The sequence below is a fragment of the Streptomyces sp. RP5T genome (assembly GCF_003933965.1).
Taxonomy (GTDB): Bacteria; Actinomycetota; Actinomycetes; order Streptomycetales; family Streptomycetaceae; genus Streptomyces.
In genome coordinates, this window is sequence record NZ_RSAJ01000570.1 from 1 (window position 1) to 5,294 (window position 5,294).

Genomic DNA, 5,294 nt, shown 5'->3' on the forward strand with positions numbered 1-5,294 from the left:
GGGCCATGGAGGCCGGGCCAGGACGGGCCCGGGGTGTGAGCCGAGCAGGGCCCGGGAGTCCGGGGGTTGGGGCCGAGAGGCGCCCTGGAAGCCGGGCCGGGACGAGCCCGAATCCGGAACCCGGAAGGGCCCAGGGGCGCGGGAGGCTGAGCCCGGGGGCGAATCGAGAGAGGCCCAGGGGCCCGGAAATCGAGCCCCGGACGGGCCCGGGAGGCCGAGGCAGGACGAGCCCGGGGTTCGAACCGAGAGAGACCGAGGGATCCGGGATTCGAGACTCGGACGGGCCCTGGAGGCCAAGCCAGGGCGACCCCGGGGGGTTCGACCCGGGCAGGACCCAGGAGACCGAGCAAGGATCCGCCCGGGTTCGGCCCGAGAGAGGCCCAGGGGCCCGGGAATCGAGCCCTGGACGGATCTTGGAGGCCAAGCCAGGACGACCCCGGGAGGTTCGGCCCGAACAGGGCCCAGGAAGCCGGGACTTGAGACCGGGACAGACCCACGAGGCCGGGCCACGAAGGGCCCGGGTTTGAGCCCAAAGCGGTCGGCGGCCAGGGAGTTGAGACCGGGATCGCCCCGAGAGGGGGCGCCAGAGTCGTGGCCATGGCCCGGGAGCAACACCCGAGGGTCGGCACCCAAAAAACCCGGAATGGGAGCCGCACCAGAAGAGGCCGAGCTCCCACCATCCGCCTCGGACGGGGCACACACAGCATCCGTACCCCGGGGCCGGGCCCGCGCTCAGGCCCGGGCGACCGGCGTCCAACTCCGCCCCCTCACCCCCGGGCGGGGGCCATCACGACCGCCCGCCCATCAAGCAACCCACCTCAGACGCGGACACCCTTGGCGCGCAGGAACGCGACCGGGTCTATCGCCGAGCCGTAGTTCGCCGTCCTGCGGATCTCGAAGTGCAGGTGCGGGCCACTGGAGTTGCCGGTGTTGCCGGACAGGGCTATGCGCTGACCGGTCTTGACGACCTGGCCGACCTTGACCTTGATCCGGGAGAGGTGGGCGTACTGCGAGTACGTCTTGTTGCCGTGCTTGATCACGATGGCGTTGCCGTACGCGGCACCGTCACCGGCACCACCCGGACCCGCCTTGACGACGGTCCCGCCGTGCGCGGCGACGACCTTCGTGCCGCTCGGCACCGCGAAGTCCTGCCCGCTGTGGGTGGACTGCCACATGCCCCCGGCCTGCGCGAAGCTGGCGCTGAGCTTGTACTTCTGCACCGGGTCGACCCAGGAGTGCGAGGAGGACGCGGCGGAGGCGACTCCGGCCCCCAGTACGGCCGACGCCCCGACGGACGCGGCCACGACGGCCACACGGGTGCGCAGCAGGGACGTACGGGAAGAGCGGTGGGAGACGCGCTGGAACATTCGGAACCTCATGATGCCGGGGACAGGGGAACCACCCGGCGCACGACGGCGGCCGGTTGGCGCATCCCTTGGTAACCCGCCGGGCCGAATACCCCCAAACAGCTCATCTACGACGGAATGTAGTAATGGGTCGAGAACGGACGTACAGGAAGTTCTTTTCCCTGCCCGAATCAACCGCCTTATCGCCCCACTATTCCGCCTAGTAATGGGCAAATCGCCTGTGCGGCAAGTCACCGGGGGCCTCAGGGAAATTCCCCGTCATGTGACGCACGTCTCTGGCGACTTACCGCCCGGTAACCCTACGGTTCCCCTCGCGCCACCCTCGCCACCGAACATGCACCAGACAACGGCATACGGACGTGAGAGGACCCCCACACATGAGAAGCAGACGCCCCTGGGCGCGCCGCACCGCCCTGACCACCGTCTCCGCAGCCGCACTCGTCGCCCTGGCCGTGCCCGCCCAGGCCGCCGCGACCAGCACCACCGGCACCACCGGCACCTCCACGACAGCCGCCGCGACCGCCGCCGCTGACGTCGACTACGCGACCTGGCAGGCAGACTGCCAGGCCGTGATGAACCAGGCCCTCCCCTACCTGAAGACGCGTATCGCCGCCCCCGGCCCCGGCGAGAAGCCGGCGATCGTCTTCGACATCGACAACACCACCCTGGAGACGGACTTCGGCTTCAGCTACCCCTCACCGGCCAACAAGCCCGTCCTGGCCGTCGCGAAGTACGCCCAGGAGCACGGCGTGGCCCTGTTCTTCGTGACCGCCCGCCCCGGCATCATCGCCTCCGCGACCGACTACAACCTCAAGCACGTCGGCTACCAGGTCAACGGCCTCTACGTCCGCAGCTTCATCGACCTGTTCAAGGAAGTCGCCACCTACAAGACCGCCCAGCGCGTCGACATCGAGAACAAGGGCTACACGATCATCGCGAACATCGGCAACAGCGCCACCGACCTGTCGGGTGGCCACGCCGAGAAGACCTTCAAACTCCCGGACTACGACGGCCAGTTGTCCTGACCCACGCACGGCGTTCGGGTACGCGAGAGGGGCCGGTGCTCCGAGAGCACCGGCCCCTCTTGCCAGCCCTGCGGCTGTCGGCCCTGCGGCCGTGAGGCTTACGCCTCCTTGCTCAGGTTCGGCCCGGCACCGCCGGCCGCCTGCTCGATCGGCGGGACGTCGGGCAGCGCCGACTTCTCCTCGCCGCGGAAGGTGAAGGTCTGGTTCTCGCCCTCGCCCTCCGTGTCGACGACCACGATGTGGCCGGGACGCAGCTCGCCGAAGAGGATCTTCTCCGACAGCGTGTCCTCGACCTCGCGCTGGATGGTGCGACGCAGCGGACGCGCACCCAGCACCGGGTCGTAACCCTTCTTGGACAGCAGCTCCTTGGCGGACTGGGAGAGCTCGATGCCCATGTCCCGGTCCTTGAGGCGCTCGTCGACCTTGCCCACCATCAGGTCGACGATCTTGAGGATGTCGTCCTGGGTCAGCTGCGGGAAGACGACCACGTCGTCGACGCGGTTGAGGAACTCGGGACGGAAGTGCTGCTTGAGCTCGTCCGAGACCTTGTTCTTCATGCGCTCGTAGTTGGTCTTCTTGTCACCCGAGGCCGCGAAGCCCAGGTTGAAGCCCTTGGAGATGTCCCGGGTGCCGAGGTTGGTCGTCATGATGATGACCGTGTTCTTGAAGTCCACGACCCGGCCCTGGGAGTCGGTCAGACGACCGTCCTCCAGGATCTGCAGCAGCGAGTTGAAGATGTCCGGGTGGGCCTTCTCGACCTCGTCGAACAGGACCACGGAGAACGGCTTGCGGCGGACCTTCTCGGTCAGCTGGCCGCCCTCTTCGTAGCCCACGTAGCCGGGGGGCGAACCGAAGAGCCGCGAGACCGTGTGCTTCTCGCTGAACTCCGACATGTCGAGGGAGATCAGCGCGTCCTCGTCACCGAAGAGGAACTCGGCGAGCGCCTTGGACAGCTCGGTCTTACCGACACCGGACGGGCCGGCGAAGATGAACGAACCACCGGGACGCTTCGGGTCCTTGAGGCCCGCACGCGTACGACGGATCGCCTTCGACAGCGCCTTGACGGCGTCGACCTGGCCGATGACCCGCTTGTGGAGCTCGTCCTCCATGCGCAGCAGACGCGAGGACTCCTCCTCGGTCAGCTTGAAGACCGGGATGCCGGTGGCGGTCGCAAGGACCTCGGCGATCAGCTCGCCGTCGACCTCGGCGACGACGTCCATGTCGCCGGCCTTCCACTCCTTCTCCCGCTTGGCCTTGGCGGCCAGGAGCTGCTTCTCCTTGTCGCGGAGAGAGGCGGCCTTCTCGAAGTCCTGCGAGTCGATCGCGGACTCCTTGTCGCGGCGGACGCCGGCGATCTTCTCGTCGAACTCGCGCAGGTCCGGCGGCGCGGTCATCCGGCGGATGCGCATCCGGGAACCGGCCTCGTCGATCAGGTCGATCGCCTTGTCCGGCAGGAAGCGGTCCGAGATGTACCGGTCGGCCAGGGTCGCGGCCTGGACGAGGGCCTCGTCCGTGATGGACACACGGTGGTGGGCCTCGTACCGGTCGCGCAGACCCTTGAGGATCTCGATGGTGTGCGGGAGCGAGGGCTCGGCGACCTGGATGGGCTGGAAGCGGCGCTCCAGGGCCGCGTCCTTCTCCAGGTGCTTGCGGTACTCGTCCAGCGTGGTGGCACCGATGGTCTGCAGCTCACCGCGGGCCAGCATCGGCTTCAGGATGGAAGCGGCGTCGATGGCGCCCTCGGCGGCACCCGCACCGACCAGCGTGTGCAGCTCGTCGATGAACAGGATGATGTCGCCGCGGGTGCGGATCTCCTTGAGCACCTTCTTCAGGCGCTCCTCGAAGTCACCGCGGTAGCGGGAGCCGGCGACCAGCGCGCCGAGGTCCAGGGTGTAGAGGTGCTTGTCCTTGAGGGTCTCGGGCACCTCGCCCTTGACGATGGCCTGGGCGAGGCCCTCGACGACGGCGGTCTTGCCGACGCCGGGCTCACCGATCAGCACCGGGTTGTTCTTGGTACGGCGGGACAGCACCTGCATGACCCGCTCGATCTCCTTCTCGCGCCCGATGACCGGGTCGAGCTTGGACTCACGAGCGGCCTGGGTGAGGTTCCGGCCGAACTGGTCGAGGACCAGGGACGTCGAGGGGGTGCCCTCGGCAGGCCCGCCGGCGGTGGCGGTCTCCTTGCCCTGGTAACCGGAGAGCAACTGGATGACCTGCTGCCGCACCCGGTTGAGATCTGCGCCCAGCTTGACCAGGACCTGGGCGGCGACGCCCTCGCCCTCACGGATCAGGCCGAGCAGGATGTGCTCCGTGCCGATGTAGTTGTGGCCCAGCTGAAGGGCCTCGCGGAGCGACAGCTCCAGGACCTTCTTGGCACGGGGGGTGAAGGGGATGTGCCCGGACGGGGCCTGCTGGCCCTGGCCGATGATCTCCTCCACCTGCTGGCGGACCGCCTCGAGCGAAATCCCGAGGCTCTCAAGGGCCTTGGCGGCGACACCCTCACCCTCGTGGATCAGGCCCAGGAGGATGTGCTCGGTGCCGATGTAGTTGTGGTTGAGCATCCGGGCTTCTTCCTGAGCCAGGACGACAACCCGCCGCGCGCGGTCGGTGAACCTCTCGAACATCGTTAATCGCTCCTCAGAGCGGTCAGGCAGTGGGGGGAACTTCCCCTCCCTGTCCTTCCGCAGCTTAGTCCCGCAAGCGGGGACCGCTCATTCCAACTGCCGACACCGTCGATGGCCTCCTGACCCCGAACGCCGACATCTGCTCCAACCCGATAGTGCGAGACGATGTTCCCGCAGGCCAGGCAGTTACCCCAGTCGCCAGTACGCCAATGGCGAACGTGAGACGGCCTTTCCTGCGTGTCGCCCCCTCCCACTAGGGATGTCTTACCCGCTGGGAC

Annotated in this window: 3 protein-coding genes; 1 reads left to right on the forward strand and 2 read right to left on the reverse strand. The window is 68.1% G+C overall.

Features of this window, described 5'->3' with window-relative positions; translation table 11 throughout:
- Positions 1-818: 818 nt before the first annotated feature.
- Entirely contained in the window at positions 819-1,367 is a 549-nt protein-coding gene (locus EHS43_RS36505) for a M23 family metallopeptidase (RefSeq protein ID WP_125194893.1), read from the reverse strand.
- Positions 1,368-1,744: 377 nt separating this feature from the next.
- Between EHS43_RS36505 and EHS43_RS36510 the strand changes: the two genes are divergently transcribed.
- Positions 1,745-2,392, forward strand: a complete 648-nt coding sequence (locus EHS43_RS36510) for an HAD family acid phosphatase (RefSeq protein WP_125194891.1) — start codon at positions 1,745-1,747, stop codon at positions 2,390-2,392.
- A gap of 98 nt (positions 2,393-2,490) precedes the next feature.
- Here EHS43_RS36510 and EHS43_RS36515 read toward each other — a convergent pair whose 3' ends face one another.
- Complete coding sequence (locus tag EHS43_RS36515) at positions 2,491-5,016, reverse strand: ATP-dependent Clp protease ATP-binding subunit (RefSeq protein ID WP_125194892.1); 2,526 nt, start codon at positions 5,014-5,016, stop codon at positions 2,491-2,493.
- Positions 5,017-5,294: the final 278 nt, after the last annotated feature.